Annotated in this window: 25 protein-coding genes and 1 rRNA gene; 19 read left to right on the top strand and 7 right to left on the bottom strand. The window is 30.3% G+C overall.

The features are described from left to right. The first annotated feature begins 2 nt into the window (after window positions 1-2). A 5S ribosomal RNA gene (gene rrf / locus ACRC8M_RS08650) occupies window positions 3-119 on the top strand. Window positions 120-217: 98 nt separating this feature from the next. Here the strand turns inward: rrf and ACRC8M_RS08655 are convergent. Then, window positions 218-616, bottom strand: coding sequence for a hypothetical protein (locus ACRC8M_RS08655; RefSeq protein ID WP_438528774.1), 399 nt, complete (start codon window positions 614-616; stop codon window positions 218-220). A 99-nt stretch (window positions 617-715) separates the two neighbouring features. Between ACRC8M_RS08655 and gmhB the strand changes: the two genes are divergently transcribed. Further along, window positions 716-1,264, top strand: a complete 549-nt coding sequence (gene gmhB / locus ACRC8M_RS08660; RefSeq protein ID WP_438528775.1) for a D-glycero-beta-D-manno-heptose 1,7-bisphosphate 7-phosphatase — start codon at window positions 716-718, stop codon at window positions 1,262-1,264. 26 nt (window positions 1,265-1,290) lie between these two features. Here gmhB and ACRC8M_RS08665 read toward each other — a convergent pair whose 3' ends face one another. Beyond that, window positions 1,291-2,319, bottom strand: a complete 1,029-nt coding sequence (locus ACRC8M_RS08665) for a YeiH family protein (RefSeq protein ID WP_438528776.1) — start codon at window positions 2,317-2,319, stop codon at window positions 1,291-1,293. A 187-nt stretch (window positions 2,320-2,506) separates the two neighbouring features. Between ACRC8M_RS08665 and secA the strand changes: the two genes are divergently transcribed. The 11 genes from secA to pcp are packed head-to-tail and all read left to right on the top strand — an operon-like array spanning window position 2,507 to window position 13,653. Further along, window positions 2,507-5,128, top strand: a complete 2,622-nt coding sequence (secA, locus tag ACRC8M_RS08670) for a preprotein translocase subunit SecA (protein WP_438528777.1) — start codon at window positions 2,507-2,509, stop codon at window positions 5,126-5,128. Between the two features lie 9 nt (window positions 5,129-5,137). After that, the gene (locus tag ACRC8M_RS08675; RefSeq protein ID WP_438528778.1) at window positions 5,138-5,875 is read left to right on the top strand and encodes a hypothetical protein; all 738 of its coding nucleotides are present in this window, start codon (window positions 5,138-5,140) and stop codon (window positions 5,873-5,875) included. 56 nt (window positions 5,876-5,931) lie between these two features. Next, window positions 5,932-6,789: a PHP domain-containing protein gene (locus ACRC8M_RS08680; RefSeq protein ID WP_438528779.1), complete on the top strand. Its 858-nt coding sequence runs from the start codon at window positions 5,932-5,934 to the stop codon at window positions 6,787-6,789. Continuing rightward, entirely contained in the window at window positions 6,786-7,781 is a 996-nt protein-coding gene (rfaD, locus tag ACRC8M_RS08685; RefSeq protein ID WP_023052130.1) for an ADP-glyceromanno-heptose 6-epimerase, read from the top strand. Before ACRC8M_RS08680 ends, rfaD begins: the two co-directional genes overlap by 4 nt. Before the next feature lie 11 nt (window positions 7,782-7,792). After that, the gene (locus tag ACRC8M_RS08690; protein ID WP_438528780.1) at window positions 7,793-8,596 is read left to right on the top strand and encodes an undecaprenyl-diphosphate phosphatase; all 804 of its coding nucleotides are present in this window, start codon (window positions 7,793-7,795) and stop codon (window positions 8,594-8,596) included. Between the two features lie 16 nt (window positions 8,597-8,612). Next, window positions 8,613-10,013 carry a coproporphyrinogen III oxidase gene (locus tag ACRC8M_RS08695; RefSeq protein WP_438528781.1) on the top strand — a complete coding sequence of 467 codons (1,401 nt, stop codon included), beginning with the start codon at window positions 8,613-8,615 and terminating at the stop codon, window positions 10,011-10,013. A 1-nt stretch (window position 10,014) separates the two neighbouring features. Continuing rightward, window positions 10,015-10,512 carry a ComEA family DNA-binding protein gene (locus ACRC8M_RS08700; RefSeq protein ID WP_438528782.1) on the top strand — a complete coding sequence of 166 codons (498 nt, stop codon included), beginning with the start codon at window positions 10,015-10,017 and terminating at the stop codon, window positions 10,510-10,512. A gap of 10 nt (window positions 10,513-10,522) precedes the next feature. Continuing rightward, window positions 10,523-11,404 carry an Hsp33 family molecular chaperone HslO gene (hslO, locus tag ACRC8M_RS08705; RefSeq protein WP_438528783.1) on the top strand — a complete coding sequence of 294 codons (882 nt, stop codon included), beginning with the start codon at window positions 10,523-10,525 and terminating at the stop codon, window positions 11,402-11,404. Beyond that, window positions 11,401-12,063 (top strand): DUF969 domain-containing protein, encoded by a 663-nt coding sequence (locus ACRC8M_RS08710; protein ID WP_438528784.1) that lies wholly within the window; start codon window positions 11,401-11,403, stop codon window positions 12,061-12,063. The genes hslO and ACRC8M_RS08710 overlap by 4 nt, the downstream gene beginning before the upstream one ends. 12 nt (window positions 12,064-12,075) lie before the next feature. Then, window positions 12,076-12,993, top strand: coding sequence for a DUF979 domain-containing protein (locus ACRC8M_RS08715; protein WP_438528785.1), 918 nt, complete (start codon window positions 12,076-12,078; stop codon window positions 12,991-12,993). A gap of 18 nt (window positions 12,994-13,011) precedes the next feature. Next, complete coding sequence (gene pcp, locus ACRC8M_RS08720) at window positions 13,012-13,653, top strand: pyroglutamyl-peptidase I (protein ID WP_438528786.1); 642 nt, start codon at window positions 13,012-13,014, stop codon at window positions 13,651-13,653. A 35-nt stretch (window positions 13,654-13,688) separates the two neighbouring features. On the opposite strand, the gene ACRC8M_RS08725 is transcribed toward pcp, so the two are convergent. Next, window positions 13,689-13,964 carry a hypothetical protein gene (locus tag ACRC8M_RS08725; RefSeq protein ID WP_438528787.1) on the bottom strand — a complete coding sequence of 92 codons (276 nt, stop codon included), beginning with the start codon at window positions 13,962-13,964 and terminating at the stop codon, window positions 13,689-13,691. Between the two features lie 314 nt (window positions 13,965-14,278). Between ACRC8M_RS08725 and ACRC8M_RS08730 the strand changes: the two genes are divergently transcribed. After that, window positions 14,279-15,460 carry an ROK family transcriptional regulator gene (locus ACRC8M_RS08730; RefSeq protein ID WP_438528788.1) on the top strand — a complete coding sequence of 394 codons (1,182 nt, stop codon included), beginning with the start codon at window positions 14,279-14,281 and terminating at the stop codon, window positions 15,458-15,460. Window positions 15,461-15,725: 265 nt separating this feature from the next. Further along, window positions 15,726-16,835, top strand: coding sequence for a FomA family porin-like outer membrane protein (locus ACRC8M_RS08735; RefSeq protein ID WP_438528789.1), 1,110 nt, complete (start codon window positions 15,726-15,728; stop codon window positions 16,833-16,835). A 57-nt stretch (window positions 16,836-16,892) separates the two neighbouring features. Here ACRC8M_RS08735 and ACRC8M_RS08740 read toward each other — a convergent pair whose 3' ends face one another. Further along, a complete protein-coding gene (locus ACRC8M_RS08740; protein ID WP_438528790.1) occupies window positions 16,893-17,969 on the bottom strand; it encodes a glycerol dehydrogenase in 1,077 nt (358 codons plus the stop codon). A gap of 114 nt (window positions 17,970-18,083) precedes the next feature. On the opposite strand from ACRC8M_RS08740, the gene ligA reads away from it, so the two are divergent. Further along, a complete protein-coding gene (gene ligA, locus ACRC8M_RS08745) occupies window positions 18,084-20,132 on the top strand; it encodes an NAD-dependent DNA ligase LigA (protein WP_438528791.1) in 2,049 nt (682 codons plus the stop codon). Between the two features lie 73 nt (window positions 20,133-20,205). Here ligA and celB read toward each other — a convergent pair whose 3' ends face one another. The 3 genes from celB to ACRC8M_RS08760 form a co-directional block, all read right to left on the bottom strand. Continuing rightward, window positions 20,206-21,540, bottom strand: a complete 1,335-nt coding sequence (celB, locus tag ACRC8M_RS08750) for a PTS cellobiose transporter subunit IIC (RefSeq protein ID WP_438528792.1) — start codon at window positions 21,538-21,540, stop codon at window positions 20,206-20,208. 98 nt (window positions 21,541-21,638) lie between these two features. Beyond that, window positions 21,639-22,667 carry a hypothetical protein gene (locus ACRC8M_RS08755; protein ID WP_438528793.1) on the bottom strand — a complete coding sequence of 343 codons (1,029 nt, stop codon included), beginning with the start codon at window positions 22,665-22,667 and terminating at the stop codon, window positions 21,639-21,641. A gap of 51 nt (window positions 22,668-22,718) precedes the next feature. Further along, window positions 22,719-23,024 carry a PTS sugar transporter subunit IIB gene (locus ACRC8M_RS08760; protein ID WP_023052115.1) on the bottom strand — a complete coding sequence of 102 codons (306 nt, stop codon included), beginning with the start codon at window positions 23,022-23,024 and terminating at the stop codon, window positions 22,719-22,721. 330 nt (window positions 23,025-23,354) lie between these two features. Here ACRC8M_RS08760 and ACRC8M_RS08765 point away from each other — a divergent pair, with 330 nt between their 5' ends. The 3 genes from ACRC8M_RS08765 (at window position 23,355) to ACRC8M_RS08775 (ending at window position 26,114) form a co-directional block, all read left to right on the top strand. Next, window positions 23,355-24,500: a replication initiation protein gene (locus ACRC8M_RS08765; protein WP_257163733.1), complete on the top strand. Its 1,146-nt coding sequence runs from the start codon at window positions 23,355-23,357 to the stop codon at window positions 24,498-24,500. 163 nt (window positions 24,501-24,663) lie between these two features. Then, window positions 24,664-25,749 carry a DUF871 domain-containing protein gene (locus ACRC8M_RS08770; protein WP_438528794.1) on the top strand — a complete coding sequence of 362 codons (1,086 nt, stop codon included), beginning with the start codon at window positions 24,664-24,666 and terminating at the stop codon, window positions 25,747-25,749. A 26-nt stretch (window positions 25,750-25,775) separates the two neighbouring features. After that, complete coding sequence (locus tag ACRC8M_RS08775; protein ID WP_256690453.1) at window positions 25,776-26,114, top strand: PTS lactose/cellobiose transporter subunit IIA; 339 nt, start codon at window positions 25,776-25,778, stop codon at window positions 26,112-26,114. Window positions 26,115-26,168 lie beyond the last annotated feature (54 nt).

A 26,168-nucleotide genomic window follows, 5' to 3' on the forward strand; every position in this document is an offset into this window, starting at 1 on the left:
TGATTGGCAACGATAGCTATGGAGGTACACCCAGTAACATTTCGAACCTGGAAGTTAAGCCCATAAACGCTGAAAGTACTTGGGGGGCAGCCCCCTGGGAGGATAGGAAGTTGCCAATCTTTTTTATTTTTTGTAAAAAAAAGCTTATAGCTCCAAAAAATGGTACTATAAGGCACAATAAAATAACAAGAATAGAGAGTATTATTCATGCAATCTTCTAAAGCGATATATGAATAATAATAAATATAAATATAATCCCACCTAAAATTTTATGACTTTTAAGTACATTTTTTTTATATTTTACAGGAACTTTTTTTACAATAAAAGGAAGTATTCCTAAAATCCAAAATAAACTTAGAAGAAGAAGTCCACTAAGACCTGTATATTTTTTTAATACCGCAGGGTAAGTAAGGGCCATTCCTAAACCATGTGTTGTTCCTAATATTATTGTAGCCGTGCCTAAAATTTTATGCAATTGAAGATGGCTCAACTTCTCTTTAAGAATTTTATTTAAAAACTCTTTATATCTATAATTAAGAATAAATACAGTTACTGTTAAAATGGCTGATATAAAGGCTAAAGAACCAATAAATTTAATAAAATCTTTTAAATCCATAAAAATCCCTCCCAACTACTTAATATAAATTATATTCTGAATAAACTAAAAAATCCTTTATAAGAATGATATAATATATAAAAAAGAAAGGGAGAGATTATGAGAAAAGTTATATTTTTAGATAGAGATGGAACAATAAATGTAGAAAAATCATATCTTCATAAATGGGAAGATTTTGAATTTGAAAAGAATGCAATAGAGGGATTGAAAGAGTTGAGAGATTTAGGATATGAGTTCATTGTTGTAACCAATCAATCGGGTATTGGAAGAGGGTACTATACCGAAGATGATTTAATAATTTTAAATAATCAAATGGTGAAAAAATTAAAAGAGTTTGGAATAGATATTTTAGAGTGCTTCTATTGTCCTCATCACCCAGAAAAAGGAATAGGGGAATATAAAGTAGATTGTAGTTGTAGAAAACCTAATCCTGGAATGCTATTAGAAGGGATAAAAAAATATAATGTGGATACAAATAACTCTTTTATGATTGGAGATAAAAAAGGAGATTTAGAAGCTGGAAAAAAAGCGGGTTTAACATCAATTTTAGTTTTAACTGGTTATGGAAAAAAAATAGAAGAAGATATTAAAGGTAAGTATCCGATAGGAAAAGATCTTTTAGATATTGCTACTATATTGAAAAAATAAAAACTGGAATCTCTCCAGTTTTTATTTTATATAAAGATTTTTATTAAAATAATAGCTATAAAAATTTGACTCAGTCCAACTAATAAACCATAAAGAGAAGCTTTAGGACCTTGTTTAACAAGCTCACTGATATTTACTCTCATACCAATACCAGCAAGAGCAACAATTTCAAATTTGGATGAAACTAATTTAAACGCTTTAGATATTTCACCAGGGATTAAGCCAAAACTAAATAAAATACAAAGAATAAAAAATCCGATGATATACCAGGGTACAGATATTCTATTTTTCTTTTTACTATATGCTTCCTCTTCTAAAGCAAGTTCAGTATCCATTTCAAGCTCTTTATTATTAAACTCTCTAGATAGCCAAAGAACAACAATAACTAGAAATACAATTCTTACAATTTTAAAAATAGTAGCCATTTCAAGAACGTTGTGGTTAACCATACTTCCAGCAGCAATAACTTGACCAACTGATTGTAAAATCCCTCCAAGAAGAGCTGAAGTTTGTAAAGTTTCAAAATTATATAGATAACTAGCTATAGGAATTAAAGCAAACATAAGGATAGTTCCAGTTAAGTTGACAATAGTGATAGATATACCTTTATCGTTATCTTCAGCATTTATTACAGGAGAACTAGCTCCAATTGCAGAAGAACCACAAACAGCATTACCACTTGCCATAAGAGCTCTGAATTGTTTAGAGAATCCAAGTTTTTTACCAATAAACATAGTTAAAGCAATAGTTAAAGTCATTTGTAAAAGAATAAAAGCGATACCAGAAATTCCAAGTTGTAAAATAGTATTAATACTTAAAGTACCACCTAATAAAACAATTGAATATGCAAGTAAATCACTTTCCGAAAATTTAGAACCAGGAGCAAAAATAGCTGATTTAGCAAAAGAGTTTCCAGCTATAATTCCTAAGAAAATAGCAAGGGGAGCTCCACCAATGGTTGGTACAAATTTCCCAAGAAAAACACCAAGCTGCGCAATCAAAATACAAAGTAGTAGGCCAGGAATTATCTTCTTAGCAGAATTAAATATACTCAAAATAAAAAACCTCCTAAAATATATTGTTACTTTAATTACAATATAACATAAATTAGTATAAATTAATAGCTTTTTTTGAACCAACGGTCAAATATCTGAGATATGGGCTATAAATTGACTAATAAATCTAATTATGGTAATATATTGAGTAACAAATAAGCATAATAAAGCTAGGAAGGACGTAAGGATGTTTGGAGATTTATTAAAGAAGATTTTTGGTACAAGAAATGACAGAGAGATTAAAAGAATCAAGAAATTAGTGACAATGATAAACTCATTAGAACCTGAAATAGAAAAACTTTCAGATGATGAGTTAAAAGGGAAAACTTACGAATTTAGACAAAGATTAGAGAAAGGCGAAACATTGGATGATATTCTAGTTGAAGCTTTTGCGGTTGTAAGAGAGGCATCAAAAAGAGTTCATGGAATGAGACACTACGATGTTCAGTTAGTTGGTGGAATTGTACTTCATGAGGGAAAAATAACAGAGATGAAAACAGGAGAAGGAAAAACATTAGTTGCGACAGCTCCAGTTTATTTAAATGCTTTAAGTGGAAAAGGAGTTCACGTTATAACTGTTAATGATTATCTTGCTCAAAGAGATAGAGAGTTAATGGGAAGAGTTTATGAATTCTTAGGATTAACTTCAGGTGTAATTGTAAACGGAATGGAAAATTCAGCAAGAAAAGCTGCTTATGAATCTGATATTACGTATGGTACAAACTCTGAATTTGGATTTGACTATTTAAGAGATAATATGGTTAATAAAGTTGAAGATAAGGTTCAAAGGCCGTTAAATTTCTGTATAGTGGATGAGGTAGACTCAATACTGATTGATGAAGCTAGAACGCCTTTAATCATATCAGGAGCAGCTTCAGAAACGACAAAATGGTACTCTATTTTCTGTCAGGTAGCATTCAGATTAGATAGAAGTTTTGAAACAGAAAAAATAAAAGATGCTAAAACAAAAAAAGAGATGAATATTCCTGATGAGCAATGGGGAGACTATGAAGTAGATGAAAAAGCTAGAAACATAGTTTTAACAGATAAAGGAATTAAAAAAGTAGAACAATTATTAAATATAGATAACTTATACTCGCCTGAGCATGTTGAGTTAACTCACTATTTAAACCAAGCCTTAAAAGCAAAGGAACTATTTATAAAAGATAGAGACTATTTAATTAGAGAGGGAGAAGTAGTTATAATTGATGAGTTTACTGGAAGAGCTATGGAAGGTAGAAGATACTCTGATGGTCTTCATCAAGCTATTGAAGCAAAAGAAGGAGTAAATGTTGCTGGAGAAAATCAAACACTTGCATCAATAACACTTCAAAACTACTTTAGAATGTATGATAAATTAGCTGGTATGACAGGAACAGCTGAAACAGAAGCAGCAGAATTTATGCATACTTATGGCTTAGAGGTAATTGTAATACCAACAAATAAGCCTGTACAAAGAGTTGATTTCCCTGATTTAGTTTATAAAACAAAAAAAGAGAAAACAGATGCTATTATAAAAAGAATAGAAGAGCTTTATGCAAAAGGACAACCAGTTTTAGTTGGTACTGTATCAATAAAAAGTTCAGAGGAACTGTCAGAGTTATTAAAAGAAAAAGGTATACCTCACAATGTCCTTAACGCTAAATTACACGCTAAAGAGGCTGAGATTGTAGCTCAAGCAGGAAGATACCAGGCAGTAACAATAGCTACTAACATGGCAGGTAGAGGAACTGACATCATGCTAGGAGGAAATCCAGAGTTTAGAGCTATTGCAGAGATTGGAAGTAGAGATGCTGGAAATTATCCAGTAATTTTAGATAAATATAAAGTTGAATGTGAAGAGGAAAAGCAAAAAGTAATTTCAGCAGGTGGATTATTTATTTTAGGTACAGAGAGACATGAGTCTAGAAGAATAGATAATCAGTTAAGAGGTAGAGCAGGAAGACAGGGAGATCCAGGAGCATCTGAATTTTATCTATGTTTAGAGGACGACCTAATGAGGTTGTTTGGATCTGAAAGAATTCAAGGAGTAATGGAGAAGCTTGGATTACCTGAAGGAGAATCTATCCAACATAGAATGATAAATAAAGCTATTGAAAACGCTCAGAAGAAAGTTGAATCAAGAAACTTTGGAATTAGAAAAAATCTTCTTGAATTTGACGATGTAATGAACAAACAAAGAGAGGCAATCTATGCAAGTAGAAACGAAGCTTTAGAGAAAGAAGACCTAAAAGTAACAATTTTAGGAATGTTAAAATCGAGTATCTCTGATATAATCGTAGAAAGATTTGTAGGAGAATTTAAAGATGAGTGGGATATTGTTGGAGTTAAAGATGTTCTTCTTGAAAAATATGGATATGAAATAACAGATATGCAAGAATATAAAGCTTTAACAGTTGAAGAGTATGCTGATAAAATATACAAAGATATTGAAAAAGATTATGAGAAAAAAGAGGAAGAAATAACTCCTGAAATTATGAGAAAAGTAGAAAAGTATGTTTTATTTGAAGTTGTAGATGCTAGATGGAGAGAACATTTAAAAGCTTTAGATGCTTTAAGAGAAGGTATCTATTTAAGATCTTATGGACAAAAGGACCCATTAGTAGAATATAAAATCATATCTGGAGATATGTATTCTAGAATGTTATCAACAATAAAAACAGAGACAACATCATATATGTTTAAAGTTGTTGTTAAAAATCCTGAAGAGGAAGTTGTAGAGCCAGGGGTAGAAGAGGAATTAGATTTCGATTCAGCTTGTAAGTGTGGAAGTGGAAAAATATACGGAAAATGTTGTGGAAGAGTGTAGGGAGGAAAAATGAAAAAAACTATAGTTCTAGTTGCAATGTTAGCTACATTAACAGCATGTAGCTCACTAAATAAAAACAATGTTAATTTACAAGAGAAGTATAAAGTGGATACAGTGGCTATGAAAAACTGGGAAGAGACATTCAGTACAGTAATAATAGGAGAGTCTGAATTAGAGGATTGGTATGGAGCAGATCAACCAATAAGTTATTTAGCAAGAAACCAAAAACTAGATCAAAAACAAGTAAAGTTTTTAGATTCTTTAAAGACAAAGGGAGAGATCACAGAAGCAGATCAAGAGCAGTTTAACTCTATTTTAGAAAAAACTGTAAAAAAACTTCCAAGAGAGTATTATTTAAAAGATGAAAACTTTAAAGACCCTGCAGGATTAGCTAAATATATGGTAACTCAATCATATGTTAGAATGGCAAATCCATCTAATCACATAGCTAACGAAGTTGCTACAAAAGAGGAGTGGGCTGAAATAGTTGAATTCTCTAAAAAGAGTGACTTATCAGAAAAAGAGATAAAAAGATTTAGAAAGCTTCTAAATAAGTTTATAAAAAGAGGAGAGTTCTTTGATTCAAAATCATGGTATTTTGTAGAAGTATCTCCTAGAGTTGTACAAGTAAATGATATCTACAAGAAAAAAGAGAAGACAAAGTTAGAGAAGAATAATATAAATGCAAAGGCTTTATACCTTGCTTATTCAGAGTATTTTTCAAAATTAGAAAAGTGGGATGACTAAAAAACTGTGGCGCCTTTAGAAATAAAGGTGCCATTTTTACTTACAGGAGGGGTCTTATGAAGGATTTAAGTAAAAGATATGATTTACATATCCATACAACATATTCAGATGGAACATATACTGTAGAAGAGCTTTTAAAAAAAGCTAAATATATTGGCTTAAAAGGAATTGCTATAACAGATCATGACACAATGGAAGGTATTTCTGAAGGAAAAGAGATAGCTCATGAACTAAATTTAAAATTTATACCAGGAATAGAGTTTTCATGTTCTTATCAAGGATATGAGATTCATATTTTAGGATATTTTTTAAATAACAAATCAGAAAAATTAGCGTCAAAACTAGTAGAGTTAAAAAAAGCTAGAAAAGAAAGAAATGAAAAAATTATTAAAAAATTAAATAATTTAGGGCTTAAGATAACAATGGAAGAGATAGAAAAAGAAGCTACAGGAACCATCGTGAGTAGAGCCCATATATGTAATGTTATGATGAATAAAGGATTTGTTTATTCAAAAGGTGAAGCTTTTAGGCAGTACTTAGGAAGAAATGGTGTAGCTTATGTAGAGAAAGGTAGCTCAGATCCTATTGAGATTATAAAACTTATAAAGGAATGTAAGGGAGTATCAGCTCTAGCTCATCCTAGTTTAATTTGTGATTCAAGAGAAAGAACAGAAAAGATAATAGATATTCTTTTAGAGGCTGGATTAGATGGATTAGAGGTAGAATATAGTTCGTATACACCAAAAGAGAGTGAATACTATAAAAAATTAGCTGAAGAAAAAGGTTTGTTAAAAGTTGGAGGTTCTGATTTTCATGGTGGAAATAGAGCGGGAGTGGATATAGCTAATGCCTCTATTTCTGAAAAGGATATAAAAGATTTATTAGAAAGAGAAAGCAAGGAGGAAATAAAATGATTATAGTAACAGGAGCAGCTGGATTTATAGGAAGTGCTTATATTTGGAAATTAAATGAGATGGGAATAAATGATATATTAGCTGTTGATAAATTAAGAACTGAGGAAAAATGGTTAAATTTAAGAAAGAGAGATTATGCTGACTGGTGTGATAGAGATGAGCTTTTTGCGTGGCTTGAAAATGAAGAGAATGCAAGTAAAGTAACAGCAGTTTTACACATGGGAGCTATATCAGCAACAACTGAAAAAGATGGAGATCTTTTAATGAAGAATAACTATGAGTATTCAAAAAAGTTATGGGATTTCTGTGCTGATAGAAATATTGTATATGTATACGCATCTTCAGCAGCTACTTATGGTGGAGGAGAACAGGGGTATAGTGATGAGGGAACTCCAGAAGAATTAAAAAAATTAATGCCATTAAATAAATATGGATATTCTAAAAAATTCTTTGATGATTGGGCATTTAAGCAGGAGAAAGCTCCAAAACAATGGATAGGAGCTAAATTCTTTAATGTTTATGGACCGCAAGAGTATCATAAAGGAAGAATGGCTTCAATGGTATTTCACACATTCAATCAATTTAATGAAAATGGTGGAGTAAAACTATTTAAATCTCATAAAGAGGGATATAGAGATGGGGAGCAATTAAGAGATTTTATCTATATTAAAGATGTTGTGGATATGCTATATTTCTGTATGTTTAATGAAGTTCCATCAGGAGTTTATAATATAGGGACAGGAGAGGCAAGAAGCTTCCACGATTTATCAATGGAAACTATGAAAAATGCTAGTGAAAACTTTGAATTAAAAACAGAAGAGGTAATAGAGTTTGTTCCAATGCCTGAGGATTTAAGAGGAAGATATCAATACTTTACCCAAGCTTCAATGAGAAAATTAAGAGAAGCGGGTTATACTAAGGAGTTCTGTTCATTAGAGGATGGAGTAGCTGATTATGTAAAATATCTTAAAAAAGAGGACAGCTACCTATAGGAGGAAATGAAATGAACCCATTTTTACTAGTTATTATACTAGGGATTGTAGAGGGAATGACAGAGTTCGTTCCTGTAAGTAGCACGGGGCATATGATATTAGTGGAGAGATTTATAAACTCTCCCCTTGTATCTAAAAGTTTTATGGACAACTTTTTAGTAATTATTCAATTTGGTGCTATTTTATCAGTTGTAGCTTACTTTTGGAAAGATTTAACTCCTTTTGTAAAAACAAAAGAGGAGTTTAAAGAGAAGTTTTCTCTGTGGACAAAAATAATTGTGGGAGTTTTACCTGCAGGAGTTATTGGGTTATTAGCAGATGATTATATATCTGAATTTTTTATGGATAATACAACAGTAGTTGCGAGTATGCTTATACTTTATGGTATTATTTTTATTTTAGTTGAAAGAAAAAATTTAAAAGGTAAAGTTACTTCAATAAAACAGATGTCATATAGATTAGCTTTTACAATTGGATTTTTCCAATGTTTAGCTATGATTCCAGGAACATCTCGTTCAGGAGCGACAATAGTAGGAGCTTTACTTTTGGGTGTATCTAGGGCAGCAGCAGCAGAGTATTCATTTTTCTTAGCTATTCCAACAATGGCAGGAGCAACACTACTGAAGCTTGTGAAAAATGGACTTAACTTTACAACATTGGAGTGGCAACTTTTAATAGTGGGATCTGTGGTTTCTTTTGTTGTAGCATACGTTGTTATTAATTGGTTTATGGGATATATAAAAAAGAGAACTTTTGTGGCTTTTGGAGTATATAGAATCATAATTGGAATTTTAGTTTTATTATTAATGAAATAGGAAGTGGTGTATTTAAGTGTCAATAGTTACCAACTTTCCTCTAAGTGAAAAAAGTTTAGAGGAGTTTGTAAGAATCATGTTACCTAAAGAAGTAGGTAAAGATATAAAAGGTGAAGTAAGTTATAAAGAGAATAAGATAGTTGTAAAAGCTGAAATTGATGGAAAAGAAGCTATAATGGAAGAGGAAAATTTAGAGCATATAATTGAAGATCAAAATTTAATAATGTTAAAAGGTGGACTATTAAAAGCTCTTAGTAAAAATTATCCATGGGGAAGTTTAATTGGTGTAAGACCCACTAAAATGACTAGAAGACTTATGCAAATGGGATTTTCAAAAGAAAGAGTTAGAAATCTTTTAAATAATATGTACCTTGCTAACTTTGATAAAATAGATCTTTTAATGAGAGTAATTGAAACAGAGGAAAGATTATTAAATAAAGATGCAATGAATATGTATATAGGTATTCCTTTTTGTCCATCTAAATGTAGATACTGCTCTTTTGCATCTTACGAAATAAATAGTAGTTTAGGGCGTTTTTATCCAAAGTTTGTAGAAACTCTTTTAGAAGAGATAGAACTTGTAGGAGAACTTTCAAAAAATAAAGGTTATAGATATGAATCTTTGTATATAGGTGGTGGAACACCAAGTATTTTAACAGAAGAGGATACTGAGAAAGTTTTAAAAGCAGTTCATAAAAATATAGATCTTTCAAATTTAAAAGAGTTTACTTTTGAAGCTGGAAGAGAGGATGCTATAACTAAGAAAAAATTAGAGATTCTTAAAGAGTACGGAGTAGACAGAGTAAGTTTAAATCCTCAGACATTTAAAGAGCAAACTTTAAAAGATTTAAATAGAACTTTCAATAGAGAACATTTTGACGAAGTATATAGAGATATAAAAGAGATTGGATTTATCTTGAATATGGATTTAATATTAGGGTTACCTGGTGAAAGTGTTGAAGATATATTGAATACTTTAAATGAGCTTGAAAAATATGATATAGAAAACTTAACAGTTCACGCTCTAGCTAAAAAGAAAGGGTCACCTTTATATCATGAAGACTTTGAAGAATCTGAAGTAGAAAGAATGTTAGTTGAAAATGCAATAAGTGAACTTGTAAAAAGAAAAGGAATGGAACCTTACTATATGTATCGTCAAAAAAATAGTTTAGATTGGGGAGAAAATGTAGGATACTCTATTCCAGGAAGTGAATCTAGATTTAATATTGAGATGATAGAAGAAAATCAGCAAACTATGGGGCTTGGTGGTGGAGCAATAAGTAAAGCTATCCATAAAGAAACAGAGTATATTGATCAAATAGAAAGATTAGTTAATCCTAAAGATCCTGCATTATATATTGCAGAGATGAAAATGAGACACAATAAGAAAATAGAACTTTTTTCTAAGGAGATATAGTATGAAAAAGTTAATTTTTTCAATTTTAATTTTATTAGTATCAACTTTTTCTTATGGAATAATAGAAAGCGAGTTTAAAGTTATTGAGAGCAAAAATACGCTAGATGCCCAAAATTTACTCTTAGATATTAATAAAGTGAGTAAAAGTGATATGTTAAAAGTTGGGATATCTCAAAGTTATGTGGACAAAATAATTGAGTATAGAGATATAACTGGTGGATATAAAAGATTAAATGAAATGACTAGAATATCTGGAATTGGAAAAAAAACTTATGAAAAGTTGAAAGTAAAGTTCAAAGAACCACAAGATATTAAGTTAAATAGATTTAATATCAATAAAGTAGATGATAAAACTTTGACATACTATGGATTTAGTAAAAAAGAGATACAAAGTATTAGAAAATACCATGAAAATAGTATTATTAGGAATAATTTAGAATTAAAAAAAATTATTTCCAGTAAAAAATATGAAGATTTAAAAGATTATATTGATTATTAGAGGTGAAAAAATGAGTAGATTAATTAGAGGTGTAAGTAAAAATGCAAGATTTGTTCTTGTAGATACAAAAGATATTGTACAGGAAGCGTTAAATATTCATAAGTGTAGTCCAACTGCTATATCGGCATTTGGAAGACTTCTTTCAGCAGGAGTTATGATGGGAGCAACACTTAAAGGGGACGATATATTAACCCTTAGAACAATGACAGATGGACCTTTATCGACTATGGTTGTAACAGTGGATAAGGATGGAGTTAAAGGGTATGTTTCAAATCCAGAAGCAGATTTGCCAGCAAAGGAAAATGGGCAACCAGATGTACAAGGATTAGTAGGAAGAGGAACTCTAAATGTTATTAAAGATTTGGGACTAAAGGATCCTTATGTTGGAGTGTCAACAATAGAAAGTGGAGAGATTGCATATGATATCGCATATTACTATGTGACTTCAGAGCAAACACCTACAGTAATCGCTCTAGGTGTAGATTTAGAAAATGAAACAACAGTTAGATCAGCTGGTGGATATATGATTCAACTTTTACCAGATGCAGAGGAAAACTTTATAGTAGAGTTAGAGAAGAAAATAGGAGCTATTAGAAGTGTAACAGAGTTATTTAAAGGTGGAATGGATTTAGAAAGAATTTTACACCTTTTATATGAGGATATGAATGATGAAAGTCATGAGAAGCTAGTAGAACTATATGAAGTTTTAGATTCAAAAGAGATAAAATATAATTGTAATTGCGATAGAGAGAAATTCTATAAAGGAGTGATTACTCTAGGAAAAGAGCAGTTAGAAGAGATATTAGCTGAAAGAGGAGAGGTTGAAGCGGAGTGTCATTTCTGTGGAAAGAGATACTCATTTAAAAGAGAGGATTTAGGTGAGATATTGTGATTAAATTAATAGGAGTACTAATTATTCTAATTGGATTTATAATAAAATTAGATACAATAGCTGTTGTTTTAATAGCTGGAATAGCAACTGGACTTGTTGCAGGAATTGACTTTGTTGAGGTTTTAAATATTTTAGGAACAGCTTTTGTTCAAACTAGATATATGACACTTTTACTACTAACACTTTCTGTAGTTGGAATACTAGAAAGAAATGGTTTGAGAGAAAGAGCATCAATTTGTATATCAAAGTTAGAGGGTGCAACAGCTGGAAAAGTTTTATCAATATATGTAACTGTAAGAATGTTAGCAGCAGTTTTATCTATGAGATTAGGTGGACACGTTCAATTTATAAGACCACTGATTTATCCTATGGCAAAAGGTGCTATTGAAAAGGATGGAGTGGTATCAGAAGAGTTAGATGAAGATTTAAAAGGAATTACTAATGCATCAGAAAACTATGCTAATTTCTTTGGACAAAATGTTTTCGTAGCATCTTCTGGAGTTCTTTTAATAGTTGGAACTTTACAAGAGTTAGGTGTAAAAGTAGAAGCCTATGATGTAGCTAAGGCTTCAATACCAGTAGCACTAATAACTTTAGTATTGGCATACTTCCAATACTACCGTTTAGATAGAAAAATTAAGAAGTTAAGAGCAAAGTAGGAGGCAAAATTAATGGATGTAAAGATGTTATTAGAACTTATGTATATACTTTGCGGAATTATTTTATTAATAAGCGGTGTATATTCATTTTTAGATAAAAATAATCCTAAAAGAATAGGATCAGCAGCATTTTGGATTATATTTGGATTCCTATTTATAGGTGGACCTCATGTAAATCCATCAATAGTAGGAGGATTACTTTTAGTGATGGGAGCTTTAAGTGCTACAAAATCTGTTTCACTTGCTTCATTTACAACAAGTACAGATGAATTTAGAGAGAAGCAAGCTCAGACAATTGGAAATGTGTTATTTATTCCAGCAGGCTTAATAGGAGTTGTAGCATTTTCAATAGCTCAGTTTACAAAATTAGGTGGACTAATAGGACTAGGAACTGGAGCAATAGTTGCTTTAGTTGTTACTATGATAGTAACAAAAGAAAAATTTGATAAAGTACCTTATGATTCAAGTAGAATTTTACAACAGATGGGACCAACGGTTATCTTACCGCAACTTTTAGGATCTTTAGGTTCTGTATTTGCTAAAGCGGGAGTTGGAACAGTAATTGCAGGAATAATGGGAAGTGTTGTTCCTGAGGGAAATATTTTAGCAGGAGTAACTGTTTATTGTTTAGCAATGGCTATATTTACAATGATTATGGGAAATGGATTCGCAGCTTTTGCAGTTATTACAGCAGGTATAGGATATCCATTTGTTATAGCTCAAGGTGGTAATCCAGCAATAGTTGGAGCTCTTGGATTAACAGCAGGATTCTGTGGAACATTATTAACGCCAATGGGTGCTAACTTTAATATAGTTCCAGCTTCTATATTAGAAATGAAAAATAAAAATGGTGTAATTTTAAAGCAAGTAGGTGTAGCGGTACCTCTTCTTGCAATACATATTGTACTGATGTATTTCTTAGCATTTTAATTTTTAGGAGGTAGTGTGATGAAAGTTTTAATTACAGGTTTTGATCCATTTGGAGGAGAAAGTATAAATCCAGCATGGGAAGCAGTAAAAGCAATGAAAGATAGTATCGACGGTATAGAAGTTGTAAAATTACAAATACCAACAGTTTTTAAAAAATCAGCTGAGAAACTATTTGCAGGAATAGATGAGCATAAGCCAGATGTTGTTATATGTATTGGACAAGCTGGAGGAAGATACGATATGTCAGTTGAAAGAGTAGCTATTAATATGGATGACGGTAGAATTCCAGATAACGAAGGATATCAACCAATAGATACTCCAGTTTATGGAGATGGAGAAAATGCTTATTTTGCAACACTTCCTATTAAGGGAATTGTTGAAGAGATTAAAGCAGCAAGAATACCAGCTTCAGTTTCAAACACAGCTGGAACATATGTATGTAATCATATAATGTACTCACTACTTTATTATATTTCAAAAAACAACTTGAACATAAAAGGTGGGTTTATTCACGTTCCCTATATAACAGAGCAAGTTGTTGATAAGAAAAATATGCCTTATATGGAAGTTGCAACGATAACAAAAGCTTTAGAGTGTGCTGTTCAATCTTTAAATAAATATAAAGTTGATGTAAAAGTTTCAGGTGGTAAAGAGTTTTAATAAGAAAAGCCCATCATAAAGATGGGCTTTTTCTATTACTCTTCAATAATTCCAAGAATTTCATCTAATTCTAGTAAAATTTTCTCTTTAGAAGAGTCATTTATTTTAACTCCAGATTTTTTAGAAAAAATAATTTTATCATTAATATTGAATAGAGAGTTTACCTCAGAGTTAGAACTTAAAGAGATTATCTCTCCAACTTTATAGCTTTTTTCTTCGTTGTTTTGGATTAATATAATTCCTGTAGATGTTTTTTCTTCTAAGTCTATGATTTTAACAAGAACTCTTTTTCCAATAGGTTTAATTTTCATTTTAACCTCCTAAAATATTTTGAGATAATAAAATTGTAACAAAAAAAAATAAAAAAGCAATAAAAATAAAAGAAGAGATGACGGGAACATCTCTTCTTAAAACGGGTTTTTAACCAATCAACTGGAGGGTTGTTGGTTATTTATATAATAAGTTTAGCACCTTATTATCAATTTATGATATAATTAAATAAATGTATATGACATTTTTATTTAATTAAGTAAAAGAAATATTTAAAAAAAATGATATCTGTTTTACAAGGTAAAATATACATTAAAAAAAAGGGTTTGTCAATAAAAAAATAAAGGAGTCGTGGATGGATTTTAAAAGTCAAAATAAAAATATTACAAATTTATTAAAATTTATTAATCAATGTGGTGGATCTAATAAGTTAGAGATTGCTGAAAACATAATGGTTTCACCAGCGGCTTTAACAAAAATTTCTAAAAAATTGCTTGGGGATAATGTACTTGTTGAAAAAAAATATATAGATGAAAATAATAGAAAAAAAAATTTACTTGTTATAAATTATGAAAGATTTTATTCAATAGGCGTACTGATAGAGGAGAATTCTACAAAAGTTATTTTAACAAATTTGAAAAATGATATTTTAGGTGAATTAAAATTTAAGAATAATTACAATGGAGATTTTGACGAGTATCTAAAAGCTTTACTTGAATTTATTGAAAAACTTGTGAAAGAGAATAAAATTTCTCCTGAGAAAATTTTAGGTGTAGGTGCAGTTGTAACTAATGAATTTATTATAAAAAAATCACTAGATCTATTCAAAGAGGATAGATTTTTAACTTTAAAAAAATCTATTATGGATAAATTTTCAGGGTATGTATTTGTGGAAACTGAAATTAGAGCAGAAGCATTATACGAAGCTTTCTTAAATCCAAAATATAAAGATTTTTTCTTAGTTAAATATGGAGAGAAAAGAGGAAGTGCTATTATTATAGATAATAAGCTTATAAATCCAGCTATTTCTCACTATAGATCAATGGGAACTAGACACTTTATAGTGGAGCCAAACTCAGATATATATTGTGAAATCTGCAAGAAAAAAGGGTGTTTTGATACATTGGTTTCTCCTAAAAATATATATGAAGAGATTTTGAAGGAAAATAATTACTCTGCTCGTATAGTAGAGATATATAAAAATATAAGTTTTGAAGAGTTTATAAAAAGAGCGGAGAATGGAGAGATTACAGAGTGTAAATCTCTTAGAAAAGTAGCGAGATATATAGCAATACTTATGATTAATCATAATAACTTATTACCTTTGGATACATTTTTACTTTCAGGAAGAGTTTTTAAAAGTTCACTTTTTTTAAGTTATTTAAAAATGTATTTACAGGAGTTTCAATTGGGAGAAGTTCATGAAAAATTTATAGTTTTAGATAAACAGTTTGAAAGAGAGGAGCTAGTAGCTTCATTTTTACCGATAAACTATATTTTTTATAACTATCATTTTCAAGATAATTTGGAGGAATAAATTTTAAGAGATGGGAGAAATCCATCTCTTTTTTTAATGGATAAATTTCATATAGTAAAATAAATAAAAAAAGTTAAAAAACAAACTTTTCTTTTAAAAATAAGGGTTTATAGATTATAAATAAACAAAAAAATAATTTACTTAGAAAAATTTTGTTTACAAATTAAGAAAAATATTGTATAAAGAATGTAGTGGAAAAGAAATAATTTTTTACTATGAAAAATTATTTCTTAAAATAACACAATTAAAAATCGGAGGGGATTTTATGAAAAAATTAGCACTTTTTTTAGGATCTTTACTTGTTGTAGGAACTGCAGTTCAAGCTAAAGAGGTTGTTGTAGCTCCAGTTGAAGTATCGAAAGAGATTATAGTTGTAGCTGAGCCTGTAGTTGAAGAGGTAGCAGTTACACCTGCATTTAGACCAACAGGTTATGTAGGAGTACAATATAGAGCATATGGTAATACTGAGGGGCATGGAGATGAAATAGCAAAAGATACAAATGGAACAGCTGCTTCTGATGACAATCAAGATCAATGGAATAGAGGAGCAAACAAATACTCTAGACTTGAGACAACTTTTGGTGTTCAAGCAACTGAAAACTTCAAGTTAGAGGGAAGAATTAGAGATTACAATAATTTAGAAAGAAATGATAAAGATAAAAATGATAATGCGAAAAGTGGAACTGAAACAAGATTAAGAGCTTACTATCAGCATAATGAGTGGTTTACTTCAAGAGTTCAGTATAGAGATGAAGAGAATGACTCTCAAAACTTAGAGTATCAAGCAAGATTTACAACATATAAAAATGAGGGTGGACTATTAAGCAGTTTAATATTTGCTCCAAAAGTATACCATGCATTCCCAGAAGATGGTGGATCTAACTATACGAACACTATTGGTATGGATATCGAGTACGCAGGTAACTTACCTTTAGGATTTACTTGGGATGGTACAATCTACTTAAATCAAAACTTCTATGGAAAAGATTTCCATACAAATTCTGACTTAACAGATAATAAAGATAAAGATTTCATAGCAGAGTGGGAGATTTATGTACGTAGAACATTTGCATTATACTCAACAGATAACTATGCTATAGATTTCAACTTTGAAGGTGGATATGATCCATATGTATTTGGACAGTATGACAAATATACTAAAGATGATAAAGGTGTAGTTTCTAAATCAGCTAAAGCAACTTATGAGTTATATACACTGTTAACTTTAGATGCAGAGTATAAAGTAACTGAGAACTTTGCAGTAAATGCTGGAGTTGGAGCAGAGTACAGAAACTGGAGTAATATAGATCAAGGTTCAGCTTCTCACTGGAGATGGCAACCACTTGCATTTGCAGGGATGAAAGCTACATTCTAATAGATATAATAAAAACCCTTGGATTTATTCCAAGGGTTTTTAATTCTATAATTAGTTTTAATATCCACCATAGTTATCAGCAGCTAAAATAGCGGCTAAAACTTTTTCAGGAGTAACTTTAAAAGGCATATTATGAATTGTTTCTCCTGGGGCACAAGCAAGTTTAGCTACTTCTAAAAGTTTTTCTCTCTCAATAGAGTTGACTCCTAAATCCTCTAGAGATGTTGGTAACCCAATATTTTTACAGAAGAATAAAACTTCGTCAATCTCTTCCATTGGAGCATTTTCAAGAAATAGTTGAACTAAAGTTCCAAAAGCTACTTTTTCTCCATGATACAAATCGTGACACTCTTCAAGAGCTGTTAGCCCATTATGAATAGCATGAGCAGCAGCCAGTCCGCCACTTTCAAAACCAATACCGCTCAGATATGTATTAGCTTCAATAATATTTTCAACTGCTTTTGTACAAACACATTTTTGTGCAGCAAACATAGCTTTTTCTCCATCTGCTATAAGTGTATCAAAGCATAGTTTAGCAAGAGCCATAGCAGCTTTAGTAGGAAGTCCACCCCCCATATTTAAAGCTCCTGATTGCTCACATGCTCTAGCTTCAAAGTATGTGGCTAAGGCATCCCCCATTCCACTAGCTAAGAGCCTAGCTGGAGCTTTAGCAATAATTTCTGTATCCATTAAAACTATATTTGGATTACTTGGTAAAATAAGATATTCATCAAAAACACCCTCATCTGTATAAAGAACTGATAGAGCACTACAAGGAGCATCAGTTGATGCAATAGTAGGAACAATTATAACAGGAAGATTTGAGTAGTGTGCAAGAGCTTTAGCAGTATCTAAAGTTTTACCACCTCCAACTCCAATAACAGTTTCAGATTTCTTTTCTTTTAAAATCTCTTTTAATCTATTGACCTCATTTTTTGAGCACTCTCCATTAAAAAGTTCAAAAGTTGCAGTTAAATTTTCTTTTTTAAAACTTTCTTTTATAATATCTTCAGTTATACTCATAACAAAGTTATCAGCAATGATAAAAGCATTTTTTTTAGCATATTTAGCAATATTGCTTAAAGAGTTAGCTCCCTGAATATATTTACTTGGTGATAAAATGATGTTTTCCATTTAATACCTCCATAACCTTTAATAAAAAAGAACTTTCATATCTATTTATTACCACTAAACTCTTAATTTGTAAATAGAAAAGTGGTATAATTTAATAAAAAAGGATGGTGGAGAATGCTAAAACTTTTTGATTTAGTTGAAGAGAGTGAACCGAAAAAAAGAATAGATGAATTGAGAAAAGAGATAGAGCGTTATAACTATTATTACTATACTAAAAATGAATCTATAATCTCAGATTTTGAATTTGATAAACTTTTAAAAGAGTTGGAAAAATTAGAAAAAGATTATCCTGAATTTAAAGAGGAGATATCTCCAACAAAACATGTGGGAGCCATAGATTTAAAAGAATCTAAGTTTAAAAAAGTTATTCACAGAAAGCCTATGTTAAGTTTAAGTAATTCATATAATATTGAGGATGTAGTTGCTTTTACAGAGAGAATAGAGAAAAATCTTGAGTACAAGCATGAAAAGTTAGAGTATGTTCTTGAGTTAAAATTAGATGGAGCTAGTATAAGTGTAACATATGAAAAAGGACAGCTTGTAAGAGCGGTAACAAGAGGAGATGGAATAGAGGGAGAGGATGTTACAGAGAACATTTTAGCTATTGATACAATTCCTAACTATTTAAAAGAGTATGTTGATTTAGAGGTTAGAGGAGAGATTGTACTTCCTTTAAGTCAATTTGAAAAATTGAATGAGGAAAGATTAAAAAATGGTGAAGAGATATTTGCTAACCCAAGAAACGCAGCTAGTGGGACTTTAAGACAGTTAGATTCAGAAATAGTTAAAGAGAGAGGACTGGATGCGTACTTCTATTATGTTGTTGAACCTTTGAAGTATGGTTTTAAAACTCACAGAGAGAGTTTAGATTATTTAGATAAAGTTGGAATAAAAACAACAGGAGTAGCTGAAGTAATAGATGATTTATCTGTTATGGAAAAAAGAATAGCTTACTGGGAGATTGAAAGAGAGAAGTTAGACTTTGAAACAGATGGATTAGTAATAAAGTTGGATAATATAGATTTATGGGAAGAGGTAGGATATACAACAAAAAGTCCAAGATGGGCAATAGCCTATAAATTTCCAGCAAAGCAGGTCACAACTAAACTTTTAGATATAACTTGGCAGGTTGGAAGAACTGGAAAGGTTACTCCTGTGGCAGAGTTAGAAGAGGTTGAACTATCAGGAAGTAGGGTTAAAAGAGCTAGTTTACACAATATAGATGAAATTTTAAGAAAAGATATTAGAATTGGTGATAGAGTATTTATAGAAAAGGCGGCTGAAATTATCCCACAAGTTGTAAGTTCTATAAAAGAGGTTAGAACAGGAGAGGAGAAGGAGGTCCTTCCACCAACAAACTGCCCTGTGTGTGAATCAATTTTAGAAAAAGAGGAGGGATTAGTTGATTTAAAGTGTGTAAATCCCAACTGCCCAGCAATTATTCAAGGAAGTATAGAGTATTTTGTTTCACGTGATGGAATGAATATAAGTGGATTTGGAAGCAAAATTGTAGAAAGAATGTTACAGCTTAATTATATAAAAGATATTACAGATATATATAATTTAGGAGAACATAAAGAAGAACTTATGCAATTAGATAAAATGGGAGAAAAAAGTGTAGAGAAACTTTTAGCTTCAATAGAAAAAAGTAAAGAAAGACCATACTCGAAAACACTATATGCTCTAGGAATACCTTTTGTTGGAAAATTTTTAGGAAATGTTTTATCAAAGAAAAGTAAAAATATAGATAGATTATCTCAAATGTCTAAAGAGGAACTTTTAGAGATTGATGGAGTTGGAGATAAAGTTGCTGAATCAGTTTATAACTTTTTTAGAGATGAAAAATCAATGACAATAGTGAAAAAGTTGAAGGATTATGGAGTAAATTTTGGAAAATCAGATGAAGAAGTTGAAGAGAAAATTATTGAAAATGGTAAGTTTTCAGGAAAGACATTTTTATTTACAGGAAAACTACAGAGATTTAAAAGAGAAGAGATTAAAGATTTAATAGAATCTTTAGGTGGAACAAATCTATCCACTGTAAGTAAGAAGTTAGATTATTTAATTGTTGGAGAGGATGCTGGAAGCAAGCTAACAAAGGCAAAAGAGATTGGAACAATAAATATTTTAACAGAGGATGAATTTATAGAGTTAACAAAATAATAAAAACCTCCCTAGGATTATTCCTAAGGAGGTTTTTATATATATTAGCACTTTTTATTTAAAAGATTTTTTATTAAGCAGCTTCAGTTTCGTTTAAAGATTTCTCATATACTCTTAAGAATGGGATGTATAAGAAGAATGAAACAGCAACTAATCCACAACTTAGGATAAATGCAGTGATACTGAAGTTAGTAGCAAGTAATGCTCCAATTGGTCCTGGAGTTGTCCAAGGAACAAGAGTTATAATCTTTCCTACTAAGTCAAATTTTGTAGCAAACCATGCAATACAAGCATTTAATACAGGAACTCCAACGAATGGAATAAATAGTAATGGGTTCATTACAATAGGTGCTCCAAACATTATTGGCTCATTGATGTTGAATACTGCTGGAATAACTGAAAGTTTTCCAATTGATTTAATATGTGCATTTTTACTTACAGACATAGCAAGTGCAAGTCCTAAAGTAGCTCCAGCTCCTCCGATATAAACATAAGCATCAAGGAATCCTCCTGCAAATATCTTAGGTAAAGCTTCCCCAGCTTGAAGAGCAGCTTGGTTAGCAGCAAGGTTAGATAGAGTTATAGAGTTAATAATGGCTATAACAATGTTTGTTCCATGTAATCCAGCAAACCATAAAAGGTGAGTGATTATGATAATGAAGATTACAGAGATTAATGAATCAGACATATTTAATAACGGTGCAAAAGCTTTTAAAATAATCTCAGGAACCATGATGTTTAAACTCTTCATTGCAAATATATTCATTGCATGGAAGATGATTGTAACAAACACGATTGGGATTAATAACTCAAAAGATTTAGCAATTGCAGGGGGTACAGAATCAGGAAGTTTAATAACAAACTTCTTTTGTACTAATAGTCTGAATATTTCAATAGCTATTATAGCTCCTATGATAGCTGTAAATAGTCCTTTAGCATCTAGATATCTAGCGTCCATAATTGGCATCCATCCACCGTCAGGGATAAGGAATAGAGCTCCAGCTCCCTCAGCTTGACCAACAGGTAACCAGTCTAGTTTAGCTGAAACTAGTAAAAATGCATACATTGATAAGAATCCACCAGTTGTACCATTAAGACCATAACTATTAGATAAAGACATTCCAATTCCATAAGAAACGAATAGAGACATAATTCCCATACTTACATAGAAAGGTTGTACTAAATCCCCTTTAAAAGATCCCATTAAATTAGCGTACCACTCCATGTAAAGTACGTTATTAGGATCAGTAAATGGTAGGTTTACCATTAAAAGGATAAATGAACCAATAATTAAGAACGGCATTGTGTAAACGAAACCGTCTTTGATTGCATTTAAATATCTGTTTTGTCCAACTTTGGCAGCAACAGGCATAAGTTTTTCTTCAATAAGATTCATAAAGTTACTCATAAATTTTCCCTCCGATTTTTAATTTTATTATATCAAATTTTATAGAAAGGGGTGGAGGAAAAAACTTCCCCTCCCCATAATTTTATAATATTTTTTGATTAATTGAAGTTATAAGTGAATCCAACATATGACCAAATCATATCTAGACCCTCTTTACCATCTTTTCCACCTAAAATATTAGCATTTTTCATATCTCTATCTGCATCTTCATAAGCTATACCTACAAAAGTAGATAATTGGTCATTAAATACATAGTTAGCCATTAACTCATATCTAATTCTGTCACCAACTGAACTTTCCCAATCTCTAACATATGAATCTGTTGCATTATCTTTAGTATCCCAAGTTTTATCTAAAGTAATTCTAACTCTAGGCATAACAGTTAATTTTTCATTAACTTGGTATGGGAACATAAGTCTGATTTGAGTTTCAACCATTTCGTAAGAATCATAGAATTCTCCAGTAGTATAAACAGTTGGATTGAATGATAACTTATCAGTTAATTTGAATGAAGGTCCGAAGTCACCCTCCCAGTACCATCCATCATTTCCTTTAATTCTATCTTCTCCAACAACTAACCAACCAGCTAATAATCCATTGAAATGATTGAAGTCAGTTCCAATTTCATATCTGTTTTTAGCAGGTTCATTTCTGTATTTTGCACTAAGAGCTTGTTTCTCAAATAATTGATATCTTACTTTGTAGTCTACTCTACTAAATGAGCTATCGAATCCTTTATCTAAAGAGAAATCATTGAAGTATCTTCTTTCAACATTTAGTCCTAAAGTTAATTTTCCTTTAGTTGCAGAAACTCCAGTTCCCCAGAACACAGCATCATTATCATCTCCAAAATCTTTCATATCTCTATTTGCCCTAGAATTATTATCAAAGTCCTCTGACTCTAAATAAATATTACCAGAAACAATCCACTTGTCAGCAGGAACAGTAATCTCTGTCATGATATCAGTTTCTTCGTTAACAACCTCTTCAACAATTCCTGTTTGTCCTGCTCCAACACCTTCAACAATTCCCGTTTCTTTAATAACTGGTCCAGTTACAACCTCTTTAGCAAAAACATTTGTACCTAATAATGATAAAGCAGCTAATAAATAAAGTGATTTTTTCATTTGTTACCCTCCCGTTTTTTAAATAAAAGTGTTATTAATTTTTTATTTTAATTATTTAGCTAAGCTTAAAGCAAAGTCTAAAATTTTCTTACCATTTAAAGTTCCATATGCCATAGTATCGATTACATCTAAAGGTTTTCCAGCTTCAGCAGCTATAGCAGCTAATTCAGCTTTTTTAAATCTAACTTGTGGTCCTAAAAGAAATACATCATACTTAGGTAATAATTCATGGAATTGCTCTAAACCTACAGCATCAATTTTAACTTCTATATTTTCAGCAGCAGCAGCAGCTTCCATTTTCTTAACAACCATACTTGTTGACATTCCTGCAGAACAAAGTAATAATATTTTTTTCATAATTGTTTCTCCTTTTTAACTTATATATTTGAATTTTTAATTTAAAATTTTTAATTTAGTGTTAAGTGAACCATTCACCTGACACTAGAATTATAAAATATGTTTTAAAAAAAGTCAAATTTCACAAAAATAAGACTTTTTTCGTCAAATAAAAATATATTTCTATAAAAAAAACTTGAAAATAAGAGATAAATAATGTATTCTTTAATAGAAACGAAAAAAAATACAAAAAAAATCGTCTAATTTTCATATAAAACTGTTAAAAAAAAACAAAAAATTTTAAAAAAAATTAAAAAAATTTAATTATTATATAAAAAAGGTGGTGGGAGTATGAGAAAAATGGCTTTTGATTTTTCTAAAAATGATATTTTTATAGATACAGATAAAAAATTAAATAAAAAAGAGAGAGATTTTTTAGAAGTAATCAGAGAGAGATACAAAGGAAAAAATGAAAAGTATATAATTTTTACAGAAAAAGAGTTGAAATCAATAGTAAAAGAAAGAGTATTAATAGAAGATTTTTTAGATAAATTTTCTAAAAGAAGGATACATTTAAAATTGATAGAAAAAGATGAAGAAATATTTTTCTCATCATTTCCTATATTTGATTTTTATATGAGAAATAGAGAGGAATATAGATTGTATATTTCAAGGTCCTTAAAATCTTTGAAAGAAAGTGGAATTTTTGATGACATAGATTTAATGTTAATTCTTTTATTTAGAGATAAAAAAAGTTTTCAATTGTATTTAGCTATGATAAAAAATAGAAATCAAGGTGGGTTTTTAATAAGTAGGGATCAGCTAAAAGAACTTTTAGGTGTTGGGCAGGAAAACTATGAAAGATTTTATGATTTTGAAAAAACAATTTTAAAACCAGCCTTAGAAGATATAAATCAACTAACAAAATATAATATGGATTATAAAAAAATAAAAAATAGTGATGGATTTACAAGTAAAATTATGGAGATAGAGTTTATATTTAATCATAAACTTTCTCCAATATTAGCTGAAGAGATTGATAGATTACTACTTCCACTTAGAGATAGAGTAGATTCAATATCTACAGTAAGTAAAGTGATAGAAGAAGCCCTACTAAAAGAAGGAGTAGAGTTTGTTAGAAATAATTTATACCATTTGGATAAAGGAATATCAGGTTCTTTAGATAATGCTATATGTTTAGCTTTAAAAGAAAACCAAAATATAGATCATCAAGAAAAATATATTTTAGTAAGTAAAACAATAGATATGTTTTCTAATAGATTTATTTTTGAGTCAAGACTTTACAAAGAACTTTTAAAATGTAAATTTTATTATAACTACAATTTTTTAAAAGCTTTAAGAACTATGAAAGTTGGAGAAACTTTAGAATATAAAGATGAAAGACATAAAATAAATATTCTTTATTTAGATAAAGGAAGAGAAAGTACTATAGAGATTTATAAAACAGTAGAGGATGCTACAGGAGAAAAAAAATAAATTTAACCGTTAAAATACGATAAAAAGTAAAAAGTAGTTGAAATTATTGTATGTATTAGACGAAAAAAAAGAAGTTAATTTTCTTGAAGTTTTAATTCTTGACTTATGTAGAAAAATCTAGTAAAACCTAAGTAAAACAAAGGTTTTCAGGAGGGAGTAGAGAATGAAACAATTAGGAATATCTATATATCCATTTCATGCTACATTAGAAGAAAATAAAAAGTATATTGAGTTGGCGGCAAAGTATGGATACAAAAGAGTTTTTACTTGCTTATTATCAGTTGATGGGGATAAAGAGGTTATACTAAAAGAGTTTAAAGATACAATTGAGCATGCAAATAGCTTTGGAATGGAAGTTATGGTAGATGTAGCTCCATCTATATTCAGTAAATTAAACATAAGTTATGAAGATTTATCTTTCTTTAAAGAGATCGGAGCTTGTGGAGTAAGATTAGATTTAGGTTTTTCTGGAAATGAAGAGAGTATAATGACATTTAATGAGCATGGACTATTAGTTGAAATAAATATGAGTCAAGATACAAACTACGTAAATACAATAATGGATTTTATGCCAAATAAAGAGAAGTTAGTAGGATGTCATAATTTCTATCCACATAGATATACAGGACTTTCAAGAGAACATTTTAGAAGTTGTAATAAAAGATTTAAAGGATTTGCACTGACAACAGCAGCATTTGTAACATCTCAAACAGGGACTTTTGGACCATGGCCAGTAAATGATGGACTTTGTACATTAGAAGAGCACAGAGATCTTCCAATAGAGGTTCAAGGAAGAGAATTATTTAATGAAGGAATAGATATTGTAATTATATCAAACTGTTTTCCAACAGAAGAGGAGCTTAAGAGATTAGCAGATATAAATAAAGAGATGTTAGAACTTGAGTGTGAAGTTTACGATGGTGTAGGAGCAGTTGAAAAAGATATAATTGAAAAAGAACTCCATTATCAAAGAGGAGATGTCGGAGAGTATGTTGTTAGATCAACACAATCAAGAGTAAAATATAAAGGAACTCATTTTGAGCTATTTAATCCAGTTGATATTAAAAAAGGAGATGTTTTAATAGAATCATCACTTTATGGACAATATGCTGGTGAGTTACATATAGCAAGAAAAGATATGAAAAATTCGGGGAAAACAAGTGTAGTTGGGAAAATAAATCCAAACTACATGGGATTATTAGATAGTATTAAACCTTGGCAAAAATTCAAGATTAAAATAAAAAAGTAATAAAAATCGGTTTAGGAGGATATAAAATGGTAGATTTTACAGAAGAGGAATTAGAAGAGATAATATTTTCGATAGTTGCATATGCAGGAGAAGCTAAAGGGTGTGCACACCAAGCATTAGCATTTGCTGAAGAGGGGAAATTTGAAGAAGCTGAGGAGTGTATGAAAGAGTGTGATGCAGCAGTTTTAAAAGCACATCATGTTCAAACAGATATGATTCAGAAAGAAGCGGGTGGACAAAAGATACCTTTATCAATAGTTTTCGTTCACGCTCAAGATCACTTAATGACAGCTTTATCTGAAAGAGAATTAATTAAAAAAATGATTAAACTAAATAAAAGATTATTTGCTCTAGAGAACAAGTAATAAAAAGTGAAAACAAAAAACCCCTTGAAATTTTCAAGGGGTTTTAATTTTATA

Source organism: Cetobacterium sp., assembly GCF_051653945.1.
Lineage (GTDB): Bacteria > Fusobacteriota > Fusobacteriia > Fusobacteriales > Fusobacteriaceae > Cetobacterium_A.

What these genes read in the sequence shown, in the direction of transcription:
- ACRC8M_RS08655 (WP_438528774.1), bottom strand. Translation starts at nt 616, where the DNA reads ATGGATTTAAAAGATTTTATTAAATTTATTGGTTCTTTAGCCTTTATA.
- gmhB (WP_438528775.1), top strand. Translation starts at nt 716, where the DNA reads ATGAGAAAAGTTATATTTTTAGATAGAGATGGAACAATAAATGTAGAA.
- secA (WP_438528777.1), top strand. Translation starts at nt 2,507, where the DNA reads ATGTTTGGAGATTTATTAAAGAAGATTTTTGGTACAAGAAATGACAGA.
- ACRC8M_RS08675 (WP_438528778.1), top strand. Translation starts at nt 5,138, where the DNA reads ATGAAAAAAACTATAGTTCTAGTTGCAATGTTAGCTACATTAACAGCA.
- ACRC8M_RS08680 (WP_438528779.1), top strand. Translation starts at nt 5,932, where the DNA reads ATGAAGGATTTAAGTAAAAGATATGATTTACATATCCATACAACATAT.
- rfaD (WP_023052130.1), top strand. Translation starts at nt 6,786, where the DNA reads ATGATTATAGTAACAGGAGCAGCTGGATTTATAGGAAGTGCTTATATT.
- ACRC8M_RS08690 (WP_438528780.1), top strand. Translation starts at nt 7,793, where the DNA reads ATGAACCCATTTTTACTAGTTATTATACTAGGGATTGTAGAGGGAATG.
- ACRC8M_RS08700 (WP_438528782.1), top strand. Translation starts at nt 10,015, where the DNA reads ATGAAAAAGTTAATTTTTTCAATTTTAATTTTATTAGTATCAACTTTT.
- hslO (WP_438528783.1), top strand. Translation starts at nt 10,523, where the DNA reads ATGAGTAGATTAATTAGAGGTGTAAGTAAAAATGCAAGATTTGTTCTT.
- ACRC8M_RS08715 (WP_438528785.1), top strand. Translation starts at nt 12,076, where the DNA reads ATGGATGTAAAGATGTTATTAGAACTTATGTATATACTTTGCGGAATT.
- pcp (WP_438528786.1), top strand. Translation starts at nt 13,012, where the DNA reads ATGAAAGTTTTAATTACAGGTTTTGATCCATTTGGAGGAGAAAGTATA.
- ACRC8M_RS08725 (WP_438528787.1), bottom strand. Translation starts at nt 13,964, where the DNA reads ATGAAAATTAAACCTATTGGAAAAAGAGTTCTTGTTAAAATCATAGAC.
- ACRC8M_RS08730 (WP_438528788.1), top strand. Translation starts at nt 14,279, where the DNA reads ATGGATTTTAAAAGTCAAAATAAAAATATTACAAATTTATTAAAATTT.
- ACRC8M_RS08735 (WP_438528789.1), top strand. Translation starts at nt 15,726, where the DNA reads ATGAAAAAATTAGCACTTTTTTTAGGATCTTTACTTGTTGTAGGAACT.
- ACRC8M_RS08740 (WP_438528790.1), bottom strand. Translation starts at nt 17,969, where the DNA reads ATGGAAAACATCATTTTATCACCAAGTAAATATATTCAGGGAGCTAAC.
- ligA (WP_438528791.1), top strand. Translation starts at nt 18,084, where the DNA reads ATGCTAAAACTTTTTGATTTAGTTGAAGAGAGTGAACCGAAAAAAAGA.
- celB (WP_438528792.1), bottom strand. Translation starts at nt 21,540, where the DNA reads ATGAGTAACTTTATGAATCTTATTGAAGAAAAACTTATGCCTGTTGCT.
- ACRC8M_RS08755 (WP_438528793.1), bottom strand. Translation starts at nt 22,667, where the DNA reads ATGAAAAAATCACTTTATTTATTAGCTGCTTTATCATTATTAGGTACA.
- ACRC8M_RS08760 (WP_023052115.1), bottom strand. Translation starts at nt 23,024, where the DNA reads ATGAAAAAAATATTATTACTTTGTTCTGCAGGAATGTCAACAAGTATG.
- ACRC8M_RS08765 (WP_257163733.1), top strand. Translation starts at nt 23,355, where the DNA reads ATGAGAAAAATGGCTTTTGATTTTTCTAAAAATGATATTTTTATAGAT.
- ACRC8M_RS08770 (WP_438528794.1), top strand. Translation starts at nt 24,664, where the DNA reads ATGAAACAATTAGGAATATCTATATATCCATTTCATGCTACATTAGAA.
- ACRC8M_RS08775 (WP_256690453.1), top strand. Translation starts at nt 25,776, where the DNA reads ATGGTAGATTTTACAGAAGAGGAATTAGAAGAGATAATATTTTCGATA.